The organism is Gimesia chilikensis (genome assembly GCF_007744075.1).
In the GTDB taxonomy this organism is placed as follows: Bacteria; Planctomycetota; Planctomycetia; order Planctomycetales; family Planctomycetaceae; genus Gimesia; species Gimesia chilikensis_A.
On record NZ_CP036266.1, the window covers coordinates 5754299 to 5771639 of the forward strand.

The window sequence follows — 17341 nt, forward strand, 5'->3', positions numbered from 1 at the left end:
GCTGAAATTTATTCAGGCGCAAGAGCCCCGAGTTTGGACAGTGCGCTTACTTCGAGTCAATCAGACCAGTTCGGGCATTGCCTTGTATTTATCGCGGTCGACCAGATAGCGGGGACGTCCCTGCAGGTCGTCGATGGTTGCAGATTCGACATCGATCCCCAGGTTGCGATACAGTGAAGCGAAGACTTCCTGGAAGTGCACCGGACGATCTTCTGCGTATTCACCCAGCCGGTTGGTTGAACCGATGACCTGGCCGGTCTTCATGCCGCCACCTGCCAGCAGTGCAGTTGAAACGCGGGGCCAGTGATCGCGGCCGGAATTGGCGTTGATCTTGGGAGTCCGTCCGAATTCGCCCCAGACGACTACGGTGACGTCGTCCAGCATTCCGCGGTTTTCGAGGTCTTCGACGAGTGCCGTCACACCCTGATCGAGCATCGGCATGTCTTCACGTCCGCGTTTGAAATTACCGCCGTGCCAGTCCCAGCGACTGAAGGCCAGCGTGACACAACGGGCACCGGCTTCGATCAGACGCCGGGCGGTCAGAAAGTCATCCAGCAGTTTAGGGCCGCCGTCCGCTCTTAATTTAGGAGTTCCTCGTCCGTAGCGGTCACGCAGCGTCTGATCTTCTTTCGAAAGGTCCAGAGCTTCGGCGAGTTTGCTGGAAGTCAGAATTCCAAAGGCCTGCTGGGTGAACGAGTCGAGGCCGTCCATCGTGCCGGAAGCGTCAACCTGGCTACGGAACTGATCGAGCGAGCTGAGTACTTTTTTACGGTCATTCAAGCGATCCAGGGTGATCCCGTTGAGGGTCATGTCGGCCATGCCTTCACCATTAGGACGGAAAGGCGCGTGTGCCAGTCCCAGGAAGCCAGGATCTCCCGCACGTGCCCATTCCATGTGGCCCATCTTGGGAGAGAGACCGAGGAACGGCGGGATCGAGGGATCGACGGCACCATATTTTTTCGAAAGAACCGAACCCAGGCTGGGCCAGCCGCCCAGGGGCTGGTTGTTGAAACGCTGTCCGGTCAGACACTGGAAGGCATCGTGCCGACCATCAGAGCCAACCATGGAACGGATGAACGTGAACTTGTCTGCCATCTGCGCCATGCGGGGGAACTGATCCCCGATTTCAATACCGGAAACATTGGTCTGGATGGCGTTGAATTCACCACGGATTTCACTGGGGGCATCGACTTTGATATCCCACATATCCTGATGCGGAGGACCTCCCGGAAGGAAGATCATGATGATGCCTTTGTGCTGCTTTCGTTTGGTAGTTGAAGATTCCGCCTGCAGCAGTTGGGGCAGCGAAAGTCCGCCTAAAGCGAGCCCACCGATTTGAAGAAAGTTCCTGCGTGAGATCCGGTCACAGAATTGACTCTTTTGAGAACCCAGAATCTTGAGCATCGTATCAGGTCTCCAAATCGTTTCAGGTGGGAATGTATGAGGAAGGCGAGCCACACCGAATTAGTTTATCAATCGCTAGTTCGGTCAGCCATATTAAAAATATCGGCGAGCCCTTATGTACCAGTATAGTTGTTTTTCAGCGGAAATCCAGTGCAGATTGCAGTAGCCAGACAATTTGTTCAGTATTTCGCCGCATCTCAGAAGCGTCTAATCGCGGAAGTAAAGGCAGGGACTCAAACGCTGTTGTGGTATTCTCCTCCCCAAACCAGGCGACCAGGGAAGGATCTGCGTGCTGTTCATTGCTTTCCCAGCGGGAAAATTCGACCGCCGGAAAACGGGTCTGCAGCTCTTGAATCAACGCCAGAGCCTCATCTTGAGGCAGGCCTGCCAGTGAGAATACGAACGGTCGCTGCAGCAATCGCTGCTGGAGCTTGCCGATCGTCGTCTGTTTCACCGGATGAATGACATCGGCCGCAATCTCTACCAGTGGATCGAGCACGAAACGACGATACCAGCAGGCGGGATGCGGAATCGTCAGTTTGTTGTTCTCCAGGATCAGTTGATTAAATAACAACAGGTCCAGATCCAGTGTGCGGGCGCCCCAGCGAACCTCGCGAACCCGCCCCAGTTCCGTTTCTATGGTCTGAAGTTCTGTCAATAATGCCTCGGGAGAGAGCTCGACGGAGAGTTGGGCTGCGCCGTTCAGAAAGATCGCTTCTGTCTGACTGCCGACAGGAGTGGTTTCGATCCACTGACTGAGCTTTCCGACTACGATATCAGGGTGAGCATCAAGCCGCTGCAGGGCCCGGTCAAAGGTCTCCCGGACATTTCCCTGATTTCCCCCCAAGGCGATATAGCAGTCAGGCATTGGAATTCCGGCAGTCAAAAGAAGCGTAAAATGAGAGGACGACTGCCTGCAGTTTAGTGAATTGAATCAGAAGTGCAATTCCGCGGCTGCGGCTCACACTAGACGTCGAGACCTGCGAAAGTATTTCGCATTCCCGGAAATGTGCACGCTGTGAATGGCTTACATGCCGTGGTTGTGCATTTCTGTGGTGGCATTTTCGAACAGGGCATTCGTATTCGTACCCACGGCTGCGATGGCAGCCACACATGCCAGGACAATCGCGGCCAGCATCACTGCATATTCGACAGCCGTCGGTCCATCTTCTTCACAGAGTAAGTTCTTGAGAAATTGCATTGTTCGATTCCGCTATTCATACCTGTCATATTTTTCTGGAGTCCGCTGATCAGTCAGAGAGCGAACCATCCCCTCAATTCCGTAAACTATGACGCATGTTTAAAATTAGCTCATATTCCTGATCGAAAGCTGGAAAAACTGGCGAAGGTGTCCAAAAATCAGCTAAATCGGTAAGAGTTGCAGGTTTTTCCCGCAGGAATTAACGGGAAAGCAACTTGCAGGTCTGTTCAGACTGGCATAATCGGTGCATCCCTGTCACAATAAGAGACAGAAGACCGCTCCCGGACCTGAGTTATCATTTTTCAGGCTGTGCCGGTAGCGAGGATTGTGCGACTCAGTTCGCTGCTTCCCATTTCGTTAACTTTATTGGACAGGATACAATTGTTATGGCCAAAGAAGAGGCCATCGAAGTCGAAGGTACTGTAACCGAGGCGCTGGCAAATACACAGTTTCGAGTCGAACTGGAAAACGGACACCAGGTTCTGGCGCACGTTGCCGGCAAAATGCGCAAGCACTTTATCCGTATTGTGCCCGGCGATAAGGTTGTGGTTGAGGTCTCTCCCTACGATCTGAATCGTGGACGCATTGTGTATCGGGAAAGGTAAAGGCCCGCGGCCTGCCAGCCCTGCTTGTGGAATTCACAGCCACAGGAGTTTTCACTGATGACGTGTAATCTCCTGTTGTTGCTTTGCGTGCCGGGCTGAATTCGATACGTTCTTATTCCCCCAGACCGACTTGCGTTCCCGGAAGACATATGCCCCAGGACTCAGCCCAGCTGGACTCTCTCCCGTTCGTGCAACTGTTTACCGACGGCGCCTGCCGTGGCAATCCGGGTCCGGGAGGTTGGGGAGTTATTCTGCGTCATCCCTCGACCGGCACCGAAAAAGAATTCTCAGGTGGAGAGGCAGAGACCACAAATAACCAGATGGAGCTGCAGGCAGTCATCTCCGGTCTGGAACTGTTAAAGAAACGTTCGCGGGTCGAAATCATTACCGACAGCGTCTATGTTGCGAAGGGGTCCAAAGAGTGGATGCCCAACTGGAAAAAGAACAACTGGCGCCGTCGCGAAGGGAAAAGCTGGAAGCCCGTCAAAAACGAAGAGCTCTGGCGGCAGCTGGATGAACTGCTGCAACAGCACGAGGTGCGGTTCACTCAGATCAAAGGTCACAGCGGACATCCAGAAAATGAACGCTGTGATGAACTGGCTGTCGAATATGCGTTGAAGCTGCAGAATCAGACTGATCTCTAATTTACCGGTTCCGGAATGCGATGACCGAACCTTCCCTGGACACACCGATTCAATTTCTACAAGGAGTCGGATCGGAACGCGCCGAGTTGCTGGCGAAGCTGGGAATCGAAACGGTAGAAGACCTGCTCTGGCATCTGCCCCGGAGCGTACTCGATCTGACAGACGTCCGCCCCGTAAATGAACTCGAGGAGGACCAGCTGGCTTCGGTCTGCGGAAAAGTGGTTGACCTCGACGCCCGTACGATTTCCCGTGGACGGACCATCTCCGCCATTCTCCTCGACTGCGGAACCGGCTTCCTCAAGGGAACCTGGTTTAACCAGCCCTGGGTCATCAAGCGTTTCTTCCAGGGGCAGTTGCTGATGTTCTCCGGCAAGCCCAAACGACGTTCGGGCAAATGGGAAATGTCGCATCCCCAATACCAGGTACTCGAAGAAGATCTCGATGATCCCCAGGGGGTCGTACTGCCCCGGTACAGCCTGACCGAAGGCATCAAAATGTACCAGATGCGACGCATGGTGCGGACCGCGGTAGAGGAATATGCACAGCTGATTCCCGACTACCTCCCCGAACCGTTTCGCGAAGAACACGGTCTGCTGCCGCTGGCACAGGCGGTGATCCAGATGCATAAACCACAGACAATGCAGGAATACGAAGCGGGCGTCCGTCGCGTTATCTTTGATGACCTGTTGGAATTTCAACTGGGCCTGGCCATGCGTCGGCGGCAATGGACCTGCGTTGACAACGCACCGCTGATCAAGGTGACTGCCAAAGTCGATGCCCGGATCCGACGCCTGTTTCCGTTTGACTTCACAGAGGGACAGGACCAGGCAATCCAGGAGATCAAAACGGATCTGGGTTCCGGTCGCGCCATGCATCGCATGCTGCAGGCGGACGTGGGTGCGGGAAAAACGGCCATCGCGATCTACGCCATGCTCGCGACGATTGCCGCAGGCAAACAGGCGGTTCTGATGGCCCCCACAGAACTGCTGGCTGTCCAGCACTGGGATACGATTAATCGCATCCTGAATCAGAGTCGGGTCAAACGATGCGTACTGACGGGCAGCCTGTCCTCAGCAGAGCGGAAAGCCACGCTGGAACAGATCGCCTCCGGTGAGCAGCAATTGATTGTCGGCACCCAGGCCGTGGTCCAGAAAGATGTGCAATATCACGATCTGGGACTGGTGATTATCGACGAACAGCATAAGTTCGGTGTGATGCAGCGGGCACACTTCACCAGCGAAGCGAATACGCCTCATATGCTGGTGATGACGGCCACCCCCATTCCCCGCAGCCTCTGCCTGACTCAGTTCGGTGAGCTGGATATCTCCATCAATTCCGAACTCCCACCGGGCAGACAGCCTGTCACCACCAGTCGCATCTCGACGACTCCTCAGCGGAAGAAAGCCTGGGATTTTCTGCGGGCTCAAATCGAGGCCGGCAGGCAAGCCTATATCGTCTGTCCGCGGATCGACTCCGAGCTCGAGGAAAACAGTCGATCCAGTGCGGAAGAAGTCTATCGCAAACTGCAGAAAAGCGAACTGGCCAGTGCCTCGATCGGCCTGGTTCATGGCCAGATGGATCGCGAGGAGCGGGCCCAGATCATGGAACAGTTCCACCAGGGCAAGATTCAGGTGCTGGTCTCCACGACAGTGGTAGAAGTGGGAGTCGATGTGCCTAATGCCACCTTAATGGTGATCCTGCAGGCAGACCGCTTCGGACTCTCTCAGCTACACCAGCTGCGTGGCCGTGTCGGTCGTGGTATTCATTCCGGATACTGTTTTCTGTTTTCGTATACCGAAAGCGAGGAGGCACTCAAGCGGCTGGCCGTCATGGAACAGACGACCAACGGCTTCGAGATTGCCGAAGCTGATTTTCAGGCCCGTGGTCCGGGTGACATCTTCGGAACCCGCCAGCATGGTGAGCTGCCTCTGCGTGTCGCCGACCTCAGACGCGATGACGACCTGCTGCAGGAAACACGTGAGATTGCGCTCCGACTGGTTGAAAAAGGGGAGTTTGATCAGCCCCGCTTTGCGCCGCTGAAGATTCGCGTCCTGGACCGGTTCGGACAACTGCTGGACCTCGGACAGAGCGGTTAAACGCTGTCAGGTCTGGACGCGATTCGAGAACCAGGCAGCCAGCGTTCCATTGGCAATCACCGGAAACCAGGCAGCCTGATCGGGCTTGAGCAGATTGGCACTTCCCATGTAAAGAAAACATTGGGAGATGGCAAAGATCACTCCCATCACGCAGGAACAGATGGCGATATTCAGAATCTGGCTGCGGCTCTCTTTCCGGAGTACAAAGGGAATCGCCATCAGCACGGCGATCAGGTTCATGAACGGTCGCGTCAATCGGGAATGCAGGTCGAGCTTCTGCTTACGAATGGAGAGATCACTGAACGAGGGATTGTTAATCCGGGCGATCAGTTCGGGCGTCGAAATCAGCGAGCTGGAATTACGGTTACACAACTGATCGCAGCCCACGTCAGTTACGATGAAAATATCATTGGGATTCTTGCCAGGTAGTATCATCTTACGGGCGAAGGCCGCGATATCCAGGTCTTCATACTTCGGGAGTGCATCCTGCAGCACCCAGCCACCAGGCCGCGTTTCAGTCCCGGAAATGTAGTGTGCATGGGGGGCCTTCACGGTTACAAAATCGTGCACGGTCGGCTTGGAAAGAACGAACTCCGCATTCACCATCCGCTGTTCCGTGAGATACAGTTCCTGCCCGTTGATCATGATCCGGGTACTGAAATCATAGACCGGCTCAACGAACTGCGCGCTGGTATCCATCTTTCCCCGTTCTGCCTGAACCTTGTCGGCAATGCTGGGAAGAACCAGTTCCTGGTTGGCGATGATAAAACCGTTGACAATGATCGTCGCGATGGTCAGTGGAATCGCCAGGCGATAAGTCGGAATGCCGGCGGAAAGTACGGGGTTGAGTTCCCCATGTCTTACCATCAGCGAGAACACAACCACAGCAGCCAGCACGGTCAGAATCGGACTGACCATATCAAAGAAGACACTGGACTGGTACAGATAGGTCTCGGCCATCAGCCAGAGCAGCCCACCTGAGGAATCACCTTCCTTCAGACCGGCCTGGAATTCATCGATATTTGTGAATCCGTCAAAGACGACATACAGACCATAGGTGGCTATGAATCCGATGATGAACACATGGAAATATCGTTTCAGAAGATAACGGTCAAAAGTTGTAAACACGGTTTCCGGTCGCTGTCAGAGACTGAATAGAGAATGGATACCTCAAATCTGAGATTGTGGGGCGGGTATTACATCGCAATCCCCGAAATGGGTCAATATCAGGAAACAGAACAGGAAGTGCACATAAATACACACCTCGATTTTAGCTGACTTTTTGGCACTTCAAAATCAGTCAGAGTGGCGTTTATTGTGAATTTCCAAAAACAGTGAGAAAAGAAACTTGCATAAGTCATTTCATTTTTGCAGTTTATGGGCTATTCGAGCTTTTAGGAACTTTCCAACTCTCGACATTTAATCCGCGTAGTGAATAATACTCACGGAGCAGAGTGATCTCAAAACTGTCAGAAACATCAAAGGTTTTTGATTACTTTAGCTAATTTAAAAGCTATCTTTTGGGAGTATTCAATTTCGAATTGAGCCGTCTGAATCTGATTTTTATGAGGGGAAGATCGAGTGGTACGTAAAGATGCAATAATTCGGTTGCACAAGCAACTGTTGAACCGCCGCGATGAGCTCACCAAGCTTGTGAACGACAGTTCGGAAGGCTCCTCAGCCAGCCAGTCCTCCGTGGAGGACAGTGGTGACGCCGCGATTCGCCAGACACGACAGGATCTGGAATCTCACCTGGCAGAGCTGGAATACAAAGAACTGATGCAGATTCGGCGCGCGATCTCCCTGATTCAGGAAGGACGTTACGGTCACTGCGAGAGCTGCAATAAGAATATACCGATTGCACGGCTTAAAGCGGTTCCTTACACGATGTTTTGTGTCAGTTGTGCACAACAGCGCGAATCGATGGGTTTATCCACGAGTGATGTTCATGGCGATTGGGAAAACGCCTACGAGTTCGAAGGACGTCTTAACGATCAGGAGTACAGAATTCACGATTTGGATCTCGAAAAATAATCCCCCCCTCCGATAATAAACGACACAGGGTCACGCTCGACCGACTGCGTTTATTATCTGATCTCTCCACAACACGATGTCCCCTCATTCCTGTTACGATTCCCGGAGAGTGTGATTGCAGTCAATCACCAGACCCTGCTTTGTTACTGGAAGCCCGCGTAGATTCAGTTGGACTTCCGTAATCAAATCGTTCGGCACTTGGCGAAGGATTGCCTTATTTTGCCGTGGTCAGCAATAAGCTGAAATGCAAAAAAAGATCCTGGGTCACGCTGAGAGATTTGCAACATGAAGAATCGATATCCTTTGCTGGCAGTCATTGCCATCATTGTCTCCATTTCGTTGTGGAATACCTGCTTCGAGTCACCGCTCAGTTCACGTCAGCTGGAAGCGAAGATTCCTTCTCAGGGTAATGCCCGTCAACCAAATGCAGCGATGTTGTCTTCCGCATCTTCTCTGCACGATGGAAGCAGGCATCTCGCCAAGATCGCCAAACTCGCGACCCCCAGTGTCGTCCACATCCAGTGCGAACGGCAGACTCCCCGTGGCGCAGTTGAAGAAACCGGATCCGGTGTCATCGTTCGCGGTGAGGGAAAACCGGGGTTATTCATTGTTACCAACCGCCACGTCGTGCGTGACTCAAACGGACCTGCGATTTCAATCCAACTGCACGATGGACGCGTTATCAACCCGACTCATAAATGGGAAGATAAAGATACCGACCTGGCGATCCTCAAGATTGACGTGACCGATGTTACTCCGGCCGACTGGGGTGACAGTGACAAACTGGATATTGGTCACATGGTCCTGGCCATGGGCAGTCCGTTTGGTCTGAGCGAATCGGTGACCCTGGGTATTATCAGCGCCAAAGGACGCCGTTCTCTGCAACTGGGAAGCGGATCAGAGGTACTGAACCAGAACTTCCTGCAGACTGACGCCGCCATCAACCCGGGAAACAGTGGCGGTCCGCTGATCGACCTCGAAGGTAAAATTATCGGGATCAATACTGCAATTGCTTCCAACAGTGGTGGTAACGACGGAATCGGATTCAGTATCCCCAGCAAGCTGGTACAACACGTCTTTACACAGCTCCTGAAGTACGGGCAGGTCTATCGCGCTTACCTGGGTGTCCAGCTCGATCCGGAATTCAGTATCGGGACGGCAACCCGATTGAACATGGACCGTGTGCGTGGTGCCCGTGTGGTCAAAGTAATTTCTAACACGCCGGCTTCCCGCGCCAACCTGAAATATGATGACATCATTCTCAGTTTCGGCGGTATTGACGTTCTGGATCAGAACCACCTGATCAACCTGGTCTCCCTGACGCCGATCGAACATCGTGTGAGTGTCGTTCTGCTGAGAGATGGCCGTAAGGTCAACGTGATGGTGGAACTGGCGAACCGCCGGATTCTGGACGAACTGGAACGCAAACAGCGCGAATCACAACAGTCATCCCGACGCTTTGGTACCTCTGCTGAGCCGATGAGCTTCCACAAAGTCAAACACGCATCCGCCACAGAGGATCTGGCCGGACTGGGGGTTCAGCCCATGAACGCAGATCTGGCTGCTCAGCTCGGTTTCGCACAAGGTCAGGCAGGTCTGCTGGTCTTAAGTGTCGACGAACAGAGTTCATTCTCTGGCGTGGTCGATCTCTATGATGTAATCGAAGAAGTCGCTGGTTCACCAGTCCGTAGTCTGCAGGACTTTCGCCAGGCACTGGATCAGCATCGGGATCTGAATTCGCTGGTCCTGAAAATTTCTCGTGGCAAGCCGGGATCAGTGCAGCAGCAACTCGTCATCTGGCAGAGGTAGTCACAGCCCGGCACGACATTATTCCGACATCCACTCACCATCCCGCTACAGACAGTTAGCCGGATCAGTGATCACAACCGTATTCAAACCAGACTCGTTTCGTTGTTCAACAAGGGTTCTGCTTCAACGAAAAAAGCCAGGTCAGTAATGTACTGACCTGGCTTCGGTTTGAATCTTAGATTCGCAGAGAACTTAGTCGCGGTAGAAGCGAGTCAGTTCTTCGAACAGCAGAGGATCGCGGATCGAATCGCTGGCGAGACGAGCCCGGAACCGCTGGTTGCCTTCGACACTGCCGCGTACGATGACCTGGAACTGAACCGAGTCACCAGGTGCCAGACCTGCCAGAGATTTGAAGACGACCACACCGTTCTCAGCGATGTGCTGAGTGGGACCGGTGGCAGAGATCAGCTCAACTCCGGGAGGCAGTTCGCAGGAGACAGAAACGTTCTGGGCAGACTTGCTACCGTCGTTCTTGACTACTACGTTGTAACCTGTTTCGGCTCCGATTTCGACCGGATCGTTCAGGTCGGCAATTTCCAGAACCAGCTGGGCGACCCCTTCGATACGGGTCTGAATCTGTGCATCGGATTTCACGTTGTGTTCAGACAGAGCACGCACGTGGTGCACGTAGTTGCCGATAGTTTTGGTTTTCAGTTCGACGTTGACATTGGCTGACTGACCGGGCTCCATACGTCCCAGGAACCAGCTGATGGTGGAATCTTCAGGATTGAACTGACCGCCACGATCGGCTTTGACGAATTCGAATCCTTCTGGAACTTTATGCAGCACGCGAACGTTGTTGGTAGCAGCAGCACCGTCGTTGACAGTAGAAATTGTGTACTGTGCAGAACGGCCTTTGTAACGCAGTCCGGGACCTTCGATGGCAACCTGAACTTTAGGAGCGATCACGTTCACACGAGCCTGAGTTTCCTGAGCCAGACCACCTTCAGCCTTAGCGACAACTTTCACAACCTGTTCGCCACCCAGGACAGCTGCCAGGGCCAGACGGATGGTGCGGGTTTCGCCAGGATTCAGCGAACCGACCTGCATCTGCAGATACTCGGCAGTCACATGTTCCAGACCTTTAGGAATTTCAGCTTCCAGCACAACGTTGTGCAGGGTACCTGTTCCCGGGTTGGAAATGGTGACAGACTGTGAAGCAGGCTCACCAATCATGACATTGGTAGGACCTTTGACTGCAACCTGCAACAGAGGCTCAGCAACCATGAAGGATTCAGTCAGAGAGTTGGTAAACCGAACATTCGCTGCAGCGGTAATAGCACCTCGCTGGCTGGGGATCATTGAGATCTCGATGGTTTTGGTTTCACCGGCGTTCAGTGAATCAAACTTCCATTCGAGATGATCCTGGCTGGCAATGGGCCGGGGAGTGGCATCTGTCAGACGAACTGATACCGGGAAGAAGGCTTCCACAACAACGTCCTTGGCAGATGCTTTACCTTCGTTGGTGACTTCCAGTGCGAACTCGCATTCCTGGCCAACGTTGATTTCACTTTTCTTGATCCACTTATGAGACACTTTGGCTTTCGCAACTTCAGAAGCAGTTCCGACAGGCTTCACCTGCACGGCTGCTGCACGACGTTTCTGAGGTGTGGAAGTAATGGTCACACCGGAAGGCTGAGTAGCAGTTTCTTCCTGTGCAGCTTTTCCAAAGGTCAGATGATGTTTGTTTTCTACAGCCTGACGATCAGGAATCCGGGGAATTGTCAAACCAGGTGCCTGAGGAGCAGGCTGTTTGAATTCGGTTGGCGTCCGGAATGGATTCTGACCACTGCCGGCACTGACCTGCTGAATTTTGCCCTGTGTACCTTTATGATGCTGAAACTCAGCATGCACGATATTCTTTTTAGACTGATCCGCATTGAACTCTTCAAAACGGTACCGCTTCTGCTCTCCAGCCGGTTCCGCGTGGTCTACCTGCTGAAAAGCGGACTGCTTGACTTCAGCCTGCTGTTGTTTCTGCTCCAGGCGACGGTAAGGGCGTTCCTGACCGAACAGCTCCTTGTAATAGTTCGGGACCTGGGACATACGGGCTTTACCCGTGGGCTGGTACTCTGCACCAGGCTGAGCCGCAGTCTGCTTCGGCTGGGAAATGGTGATATTTCCCGAGGTGCCGGCAGCTTCACCCGTAGACTTCTGTCCGGAGAAGTACTGAATACTGGCTTTGGAATTGGAAGGGGGAACAGAATCAAAGGGAGACTTTGATTCCATCATGCGATCATCGGCGGTTGCGATACTCGCACTCATTACCATGGTTGAAAATATCGCGAGCATCTTTTTTCCGCGTCGCATTGTGTTTCTCCTTACCGATAGGAACTTACTGCTGGATAGGGATGTTTGAGTTACTGGATTTGACATGATGAGAATTGTGAGAGCTGTAGTATCTGGATCATGCACAGGAAGGTTTTCTACTTTTATCCATCTCTCTCTATCGGGTGTAACGATTCACTTAATTGAACGAGTTGTAATGATTTTTTAAAATAAATCGGAATTATAAGCTTTTCCGGTTATTCCGATTGCACCAGTCCCGATATTTCACAGAGCACATCCAATAACACAAACCACTACACAGCAACACCTTAAGAACCGAGCCCCATTCCCGAATCGATTCCTGGATCATCCACAGTTCCCTAACCTTCCTATTCTGGCAAACAGGTCCCTGCAGGTGAAACCGGGCCCTCAAATCCTGCAAAACACGATTTTCATTTTCTGGCGATTGACTCATGGGTACTTAGACTCAAAATGACTGTTAGCTTACGGTCCGGCACCGGATCCCTTATTTTCGAGTCATACAGCAGGCAAATATGAGTTTATCCGCTTCAGAGACAGGCCATTCCATGCGTCAGCACAAGACGCTGAAGGTCTACCTGCTGGGCTGTGTGGACTTTGATTCCCTGCTGACACTGCAGGAACGGGCTCTGCAGGAGATCCATTTCCAGCAGGACGAGTCCGCTATTCTGTTTGTCTGTGAACACCCGCCCATCGTCACTGTGGGGCGTGAAGGCAGCCATTACCAGCTGTCCGGGGCCTATCATGACCTGAAGGCGAAACAGATTGAAGTTCGCTGGACGAATCGGGGAGGCGGAGCCCTGCTGCATGCCCCGGGGCAACTGGCCGTTTATCCCCTGTTCCCCCTCAAACAGCTGGGCATTGGCATCAGCGAATTCCGGGATCGCCTGCAGCGGGCAACACGCAGTGCAGCCGGGGAGCAGGGTGTCGACTGTGAAACCTGTCCGGATGACTCAGGAATTTTGGGCCGTTGTGGACAGTTTGCCTTTCTGGGGGCTGCGATCAAATCCTGGATTTCTTACTATGGTTTGTATATTAATGTGTCTCCCGATATGAAACTGCAACGTCTGATCGACGCCAATCGATTTGACCACCGCGTGACTTCCCTGTCGGCAACGCTCACGCGGGAAGCCAGTATGGGTTCGGTTCGCGAAAGCATGATTCGCAACCTGGCTCAGCAGTTCGGCTATCCGGATCCCCACATTTTTACACGACACCCCTTACTGCATCGAGTAAAGAAGAAAGTTTATGTCGACACTTAATATCATCACCGATCCCGCCCCCGCACCCCGGCAGCGTCTTCCCAAGTGGCTCAAACGGCCCATGCCGAAGCCTGGTATGGCTTTCACCAGCAACGTGATCGAAGACCTCAACCTGGTCACCGTCTGCGAAAGTGCCAAATGCCCGAATCGCACCGAATGCTGGTCACATAAAACAGCGACACTGATGATCCTGGGAAATGTCTGTACGCGACCTTGCGGGTTCTGCTCGATCGCCAAGGGGAAAACCGAAACCGTTCAGCTGGACGAACCCGAACGCGTAGCGGAAGCAGCCGCCCGTCTGGGCCTCGAACATGTGGTGATCACCTCTGTCACGCGTGACGACCTGCCGGACGGCGGGGCAGAACACTTCTATAACTGCATCCTGGCAGTCCGCGAACGGACCGGGGCAGACATCGAAGTCTTGACTCCTGACTTCCGTGGAAATCGTGATGCCATTCAGCGGGTGATTGAAGCTCATCCTGATGTGTTTAACCACAACACCGAAACGGTGCCGCGTCTGTATCACCGCGTCCGTCGGAACGCCGTCTATCAGCGGACCCTGGATCTGCTGAAGCAGGTGAAAGACACTGATCCGAGCATCGTCACGAAAAGTGGTCTGATGCTGGGTCTCGGCGAAACACGCGAGGAAATACTCGAAGTCTGTGCCGATCTGCGGGCCGTTGGCTGTGACATCGTGACCATCGGCCAGTACCTGCAGCCGACGCCTGAGAACCTGCCGGTTGAGCGATTCCTGCCGCCGGAAGAATTCGATGAAGTGGGCGATCAGGTGCGGGCACTGGGATTCAAACTGGTGGCCAGTGGTCCCTTCGTCCGTTCCAGTTATCATGCAGGCGAAATGGCATCGGTACTGGGGAAAGAGTCCTGAATGCCGACCCCGATCACGGTTCCTCCCCTGGAAAATCAGGACCAGAAACTGACCGTCAGTCTCTGGCTGACACGAACGGGAGAACCGGTTAACCGGGGAGACCGGGTTGTCGAACTTCTGATTCCCGGTGTGACGTTCGATGTGGCTGCCCCCTGCACCGGAACACTTGCCCGTTGTGAATGTCGATCCGGAGACGAAGTGCACGAGGGAACCGTACTGGGCTGGATCGAACCTTCCGAAGCCAGTCCTCCAGATGAAACAGCCGCCTCTGGACCTGAGTGATCAGAAACAGAAATGCCATGACAACCGACCAGATCCGAGGTCATCAAACGATTCTGGAAATGCTCGACCGGGCCCTGTCCCGCGGACGACTGCCGCACGCGCTGCTATTCGCCGGTCCGGTGGGCGTGGGTAAGAACCGGGTTGCCCGTTATCTTGCCCAGTGCCTGTTCTGCGAACAGACTCCCTCAGACCAGCTCAGTTGCTGTCGCGAATGTAACTCGTGTAAACAGATGGCCGCCGGCACGCATCCTGATTTGATCAGCATCGAATGCCCTCCCGACAAAGCCATCCTCCCCTTAAGCCTGATCATCGGCAGCGAGGAGCGGCGGGGCCGCGAAGGGGTCTGTTATGAAATGTCGCTCCGCCCCATGACCGGGAATCGAAGGATTGCGGTCATCGACGACGCTGACAAAATGAATGCCGAGAGTGCCAACGCACTGTTAAAAACCCTGGAAGAGCCCTCGGCGAATTACCTGATGATTCTGATCGCCAGTGAGTTGGATGCGATCCTGCCCACGATTCGTTCCCGCTGCCAGCTGATCCGGTTTGCTGAACTCTCTGCAGACGATGTTTCCGAACTGCTGCTGGAACATCAACTGGCGGAGTCTCCCGAACAGGCGCAACAGGTTGCCCGACTGTCGGGGGGCTCGCTGGATGTCGCCAGCCAGTTGCTGGATGAGAACCTGCAGGAACTCAGGACGAGCATCACACGACTGTTGTGCCAGCATCCCTTCCGTCCGCAGGCGTTTTCACAGGCGGTGATCAAAGCCGTGGATGATATCGGCGGCAATACTGCTGCTCAGCGGAAAACGGCGCACTGGATCCTGCATTTCTGTGCCGACTTCTATCACCAGGCATTACAGACGGCCGCCGGACATGAGTCGGCGGTGAACAATGCGCAGATCGACAAATTTGTGAACGGATTCCCCGGCTCAACCGAAGACCGGATCGAGAAGCTGGGTTCGCTGCTGGATCGACTGCTGGAAACCGAAGAACAGATCGATCGGAACGCCACGATCAGCCTCTGTATCGAAAACCTGAGCGAAGACCTCCGGGCGCTGCAGAAAAGCACTCCCTGAACGCAAGTGCCAGTAACGGGGCACAGTCTGCTTTTTAAAAAAAAGGATTTCGCCCGAATCGATAGAGATTGATCCCTGCTGTTCGGCTATAATAGAATCTTAACAGCAGAATCCACGCTTCTCCTGCAGAGGATTCTTCCCGAGGGATCCGCGGGCCATTCTGCTGCTGTTTCTGATCTCCATTCGATGAAATTATCATAGATGAATAACGAAGTCTCAGGTTACATCGTCCGCTACGGGTCAACCCGCATGATTGGCGAGTTCTCCGCCAAGGGCCTTGATGAGCTGCCACGAAATGCCTCAGTCATTGTCAAAAGCGATCGCGGTCATGAATGGGGTGAAATACTCTCTCCCGCCACGGACCGCGTGCGTTCCTTCATGAAAGATACCAAAACCGTCGGCCGCATCATTCGTCCCGTCACCGATGATGATTATCGCCTGCGCGACAAGAATCGACACGAGGAACGCACAGAGTTTCTAGGCTGCCAGGATCTGGTGAAAGAACACAAGTTGCAGATGCAGCTGGTCGATGTGGAACATATTTTTGGTGGTGAAAGGATCATCTTTTATTACCTGGCCGAGAAACGCGTCGACTTCCGCGAACTGGTCAAAGCGCTGGCCCGCAAATATCGATCACGGATTGAAATGCGACAGATTGGTGTCCGGGATGAAGCCAAACTGCTGGCCGACTACGGCGACTGTGGCAAAACAGTGTGTTGTGGAACACATCTGACCGAAATGCCACCGGTATCCATGAAGATGGCCAAACTGCAGAAAACCTCACTGGACCCCAATAAGCTTTCCGGTCGCTGTGGCAGACTCAAATGCTGCCTGCGCTACGAGTACGACACTTATCGCAGTTATAAAAAAGAACTGCCCCCGGTCGGCTCATTCGTCGTCACGGAACAGGGGGAGGGAAAAGTCACCAATCAGGATATCCTTTCGGAATGCGTCCAGGTGATCTATCCTGATTCGCGAAAATCAATTGTCCATAGAAAAGATATTCAGGAAGTCATCAAGAAGAAAAAAGGGGAAGGCCAGCCCCCCGGGAACGGGAAATCACTCAATCAAAAACCGGCACGCTGAAATTGGCCAGATCGGGATTGATTTTCCTGAAATTCCCAATGATAATTTCTCGCTATCTGAAGCGCAATCTCCTAAGATAGTATTGACGAAGGTCTCTGTGACAGAAACACTGGATTGTAACAACATCAGAGACTGCAACCGCTCGAGTAAGAAGGTATGGGTGAAAACATGACATTTGCAACCAATCTAACCCGCCCCAAACTGCAATATCACCCGAATGCCTACGACTTTATCTTTGAAGCGTTGCAGCAGGCGCAAGAGATTTACGCCCATTCCATCTCTGAACTTTCCGAACAGGAAGAAGCTCACGTTTCGGGACAGGAACTCCTGGAGGGAGTGCGCGTTCTGGCCCTCAAACAGTTTGGTCTGATGACCCAGACTGTATTCAAACAATGGGGCGTGCACTCAACCAAAGACTTCGGCAAGATGGTCTTCGAAATGATCGAGCATGGCAGAATGCGGAAGACCGACAATGATCGCCTGGAAGATTTCGTCGACATCTACGACTTCCAGCAGGCGTTCGACGCAAACTACATCATCGACACCAGCGAAGTCTTCACACGCAACCCGGCATAAAGACCGATTCGCCGCGACTCTGGCACCTGCCCGTCAGTCCCCATTTTCACCTCTTACAATCCTCGTCTGC

16 protein-coding genes are annotated in these 17341 nt (G+C 53.3%); 11 read left to right on the top strand and 5 right to left on the bottom strand.

Annotation, left to right across the window (positions count from 1 at the left end; all coding sequences use genetic code 11):
* Positions 1–60: 60 nt before the first annotated feature.
* From HG66A1_RS21735 to HG66A1_RS21745, 3 genes are all read right to left on the bottom strand, one after another.
* Positions 61–1404 (bottom strand): DUF1501 domain-containing protein, encoded by a 1344-nt coding sequence (locus tag HG66A1_RS21735; RefSeq protein WP_145188942.1) that lies wholly within the window; start codon positions 1402–1404, stop codon positions 61–63.
* A gap of 136 nt (positions 1405–1540) precedes the next feature.
* Positions 1541–2272: a 2-amino-4-hydroxy-6-hydroxymethyldihydropteridine diphosphokinase gene (gene folK / locus HG66A1_RS21740; RefSeq protein ID WP_145188945.1), complete on the bottom strand. Its 732-nt coding sequence runs from the start codon at positions 2270–2272 to the stop codon at positions 1541–1543.
* A 159-nt stretch (positions 2273–2431) separates the two neighbouring features.
* Entirely contained in the window at positions 2432–2605 is a 174-nt protein-coding gene (locus HG66A1_RS21745) for a Flp family type IVb pilin (RefSeq protein ID WP_145042410.1), read from the bottom strand.
* Between the two features lie 386 nt (positions 2606–2991).
* Here HG66A1_RS21745 and infA point away from each other — a divergent pair, with 386 nt between their 5' ends.
* From infA to recG, 3 genes are all read left to right on the top strand, one after another.
* The gene (infA, locus tag HG66A1_RS21750; protein ID WP_002643979.1) at positions 2992–3210 is read left to right on the top strand and encodes a translation initiation factor IF-1; all 219 of its coding nucleotides are present in this window, start codon (positions 2992–2994) and stop codon (positions 3208–3210) included.
* 149 nt (positions 3211–3359) lie between these two features.
* Positions 3360–3854 carry a ribonuclease HI gene (gene rnhA, locus HG66A1_RS21755; RefSeq protein ID WP_145188949.1) on the top strand — a complete coding sequence of 165 codons (495 nt, stop codon included), beginning with the start codon at positions 3360–3362 and terminating at the stop codon, positions 3852–3854.
* Positions 3855–3874: 20 nt separating this feature from the next.
* Positions 3875–5950: an ATP-dependent DNA helicase RecG gene (gene recG / locus HG66A1_RS21760; RefSeq protein ID WP_145188952.1), complete on the top strand. Its 2076-nt coding sequence runs from the start codon at positions 3875–3877 to the stop codon at positions 5948–5950.
* Between the two features lie 6 nt (positions 5951–5956).
* Here the strand turns inward: recG and HG66A1_RS21765 are convergent, their stop codons facing one another.
* On the bottom strand, positions 5957–7078 hold the full coding sequence (locus tag HG66A1_RS21765; protein WP_145188955.1) for an LptF/LptG family permease: 1122 nt from the start codon (positions 7076–7078) through the stop codon (positions 5957–5959).
* A gap of 453 nt (positions 7079–7531) precedes the next feature.
* On the opposite strand from HG66A1_RS21765, the gene HG66A1_RS21770 reads away from it, so the two are divergent.
* On the top strand, positions 7532–7984 hold the full coding sequence (locus HG66A1_RS21770; RefSeq protein ID WP_145042414.1) for a TraR/DksA family transcriptional regulator: 453 nt from the start codon (positions 7532–7534) through the stop codon (positions 7982–7984).
* A 285-nt stretch (positions 7985–8269) separates the two neighbouring features.
* The gene (locus HG66A1_RS21775; RefSeq protein WP_145188958.1) at positions 8270–9793 is read left to right on the top strand and encodes a trypsin-like peptidase domain-containing protein; all 1524 of its coding nucleotides are present in this window, start codon (positions 8270–8272) and stop codon (positions 9791–9793) included.
* A 192-nt stretch (positions 9794–9985) separates the two neighbouring features.
* Here the strand turns inward: HG66A1_RS21775 and HG66A1_RS21780 are convergent, their stop codons facing one another.
* On the bottom strand, positions 9986–12103 hold the full coding sequence (locus HG66A1_RS21780; RefSeq protein WP_197996741.1) for a DUF11 domain-containing protein: 2118 nt from the start codon (positions 12101–12103) through the stop codon (positions 9986–9988).
* Between the two features lie 512 nt (positions 12104–12615).
* Between HG66A1_RS21780 and HG66A1_RS21785 the strand changes: the two genes are divergently transcribed.
* The 6 genes from HG66A1_RS21785 to HG66A1_RS21810 all read left to right on the top strand — a co-directional run bounded on the left by HG66A1_RS21785 (position 12616) and on the right by HG66A1_RS21810 (position 17271).
* Positions 12616–13362: a lipoyl(octanoyl) transferase LipB gene (locus HG66A1_RS21785; RefSeq protein ID WP_145188963.1), complete on the top strand. Its 747-nt coding sequence runs from the start codon at positions 12616–12618 to the stop codon at positions 13360–13362.
* Positions 13349–14248: a lipoyl synthase gene (gene lipA, locus HG66A1_RS21790; RefSeq protein WP_145042418.1), complete on the top strand. Its 900-nt coding sequence runs from the start codon at positions 13349–13351 to the stop codon at positions 14246–14248. Before HG66A1_RS21785 ends, lipA begins: the two co-directional genes overlap by 14 nt.
* A complete protein-coding gene (locus tag HG66A1_RS21795) occupies positions 14249–14530 on the top strand; it encodes a biotin/lipoyl-containing protein (RefSeq protein WP_145188966.1) in 282 nt (93 codons plus the stop codon). It begins immediately after the preceding gene.
* A gap of 17 nt (positions 14531–14547) precedes the next feature.
* Complete coding sequence (gene holB, locus HG66A1_RS21800) at positions 14548–15609, top strand: DNA polymerase III subunit delta' (protein WP_145188969.1); 1062 nt, start codon at positions 14548–14550, stop codon at positions 15607–15609.
* A gap of 201 nt (positions 15610–15810) precedes the next feature.
* Positions 15811–16695 (top strand): stage 0 sporulation family protein, encoded by an 885-nt coding sequence (locus tag HG66A1_RS21805; protein WP_145188972.1) that lies wholly within the window; start codon positions 15811–15813, stop codon positions 16693–16695.
* Between the two features lie 168 nt (positions 16696–16863).
* Entirely contained in the window at positions 16864–17271 is a 408-nt protein-coding gene (locus HG66A1_RS21810) for a Minf_1886 family protein (protein WP_232101999.1), read from the top strand.
* Positions 17272–17341 lie beyond the last annotated feature (70 nt).

Coding starts and splice junctions, on each gene's coding strand:
- HG66A1_RS21785 (WP_145188963.1), top strand. CDS start 12,616: ATGAGTTTATCCGCTTCAGAGACAGGCCATTCCATGCGTCAGCACAAG.
- infA (WP_002643979.1), top strand. CDS start 2,992: ATGGCCAAAGAAGAGGCCATCGAAGTCGAAGGTACTGTAACCGAGGCG.
- folK (WP_145188945.1), bottom strand. CDS start 2,272: ATGCCTGACTGCTATATCGCCTTGGGGGGAAATCAGGGAAATGTCCGG.
- rnhA (WP_145188949.1), top strand. CDS start 3,360: ATGCCCCAGGACTCAGCCCAGCTGGACTCTCTCCCGTTCGTGCAACTG.
- lipA (WP_145042418.1), top strand. CDS start 13,349: ATGTCGACACTTAATATCATCACCGATCCCGCCCCCGCACCCCGGCAG.
- recG (WP_145188952.1), top strand. CDS start 3,875: ATGACCGAACCTTCCCTGGACACACCGATTCAATTTCTACAAGGAGTC.
- HG66A1_RS21735 (WP_145188942.1), bottom strand. CDS start 1,404: ATGCTCAAGATTCTGGGTTCTCAAAAGAGTCAATTCTGTGACCGGATC.
- HG66A1_RS21795 (WP_145188966.1), top strand. CDS start 14,249: ATGCCGACCCCGATCACGGTTCCTCCCCTGGAAAATCAGGACCAGAAA.
- holB (WP_145188969.1), top strand. CDS start 14,548: ATGACAACCGACCAGATCCGAGGTCATCAAACGATTCTGGAAATGCTC.
- HG66A1_RS21780 (WP_197996741.1), bottom strand. CDS start 12,103: ATGCGACGCGGAAAAAAGATGCTCGCGATATTTTCAACCATGGTAATG.
- HG66A1_RS21805 (WP_145188972.1), top strand. CDS start 15,811: ATGAATAACGAAGTCTCAGGTTACATCGTCCGCTACGGGTCAACCCGC.
- HG66A1_RS21810 (WP_232101999.1), top strand. CDS start 16,864: ATGACATTTGCAACCAATCTAACCCGCCCCAAACTGCAATATCACCCG.
- HG66A1_RS21745 (WP_145042410.1), bottom strand. CDS start 2,605: ATGCAATTTCTCAAGAACTTACTCTGTGAAGAAGATGGACCGACGGCT.
- HG66A1_RS21775 (WP_145188958.1), top strand. CDS start 8,270: ATGAAGAATCGATATCCTTTGCTGGCAGTCATTGCCATCATTGTCTCC.